Source organism: Streptomyces sp. NPDC104831 (genome assembly GCF_055583025.1).
The window spans coordinates 1-1,078 of record NZ_JBVJOT010000149.1 but is presented as its reverse complement, the minus strand read 5'-3'; the positions used below and the strand labels follow the sequence as shown (position 1 = coordinate 1,078).

General features: G+C 64.7%; 1 protein-coding gene. It reads right to left on the bottom strand.

Annotated features, from left to right (window positions below; genetic code table 11):
• Positions 1–1,078 (bottom strand): AAA family ATPase (locus ACZ63H_RS38645; RefSeq protein ID WP_469873127.1); only part of this gene is annotated, 1,078 nt, incomplete at both ends.

The window sequence follows — 1,078 nt, the reverse complement described above, 5'->3', positions numbered from 1 at the left end:
CGTCGCCTTCTGCATCGACTCGGCGCCCGCGTTCGTCGTCATGATGATGATGACGTTGCGGAAATCCGCCTTGCGGCCGTTGTTGTCCGTCAGCGTGCCGTGGTCCATCACCTGCAGCAGCACGTTGAAGATGTCCGGATGCGCCTTCTCGATTTCGTCGAGCAGCAGCACGCAATGCGGCTTCTTCGTGACGGCTTCGGTCAGCAGGCCGCCCTGGTCGAATCCGACGTAGCCCGGCGGCGCGCCGATCAGCCGGCTCACCGCATGACGCTCCATGTATTCCGACATGTCGAAGCGGATCAGCTCGATGCCGAGCGTGAACGCGAGCTGGCGCGCCACTTCGGTCTTGCCGACACCCGTCGGGCCGGAGAACAGGAACGCGCCGATCGGCTTGTCCATCTTGCCGAGGCCCGCGCGCGCCATCTTGATCGAGGCTGCGAGCGCGTCGATCGCCGGATCCTGGCCGAACACGACGCTCTTCAGGTCGCGATCGAGCGTCTGCAGCTTGCTGCGGTCGTCCTGCGATACGCTCTGCGGCGGCACGCGCGCGATCTTCGAGATGATTTCCTCGATCTCGCTCTTGCCGATCGTCTTCTTCTGCTTCGACTTCGGCAGGATGCGCTGAGCGGCGCCCGCTTCATCGATCACATCGATTGCCTTGTCCGGCAGGTGACGGTCGGTAATGAAGCGCGCCGACAGTTCGGCTGCGGCCGACAGTGCGCCCGACGAATACTTGACGCCGTGATGCTCTTCGAATCGCGACTTCAGCCCGCGCAGGATCGCGACCGTCTGCTCGACGCTCGGCTCCGTCACGTCGACCTTCTGGAAGCGCCGCGACAGCGCCGCGTCCTTCTCGAAGATGCCGCGATACTCGGTGAACGTGGTCGCGCCGATGCACTTGAGCACGCCCGACGACAGCGCCGGCTTCAGCAGGTTCGACGCATCGAGCGTGCCGCCCGACGCGGCGCCCGCGCCGATCAGCGTGTGGATCTCGTCGATGAACAGGATCGCGTGCGGACGCTCCTTCAGCTCCTTCAGCACCGTCTTCAGACGTTGCTCGAAGTCGCCGCGGTACTTG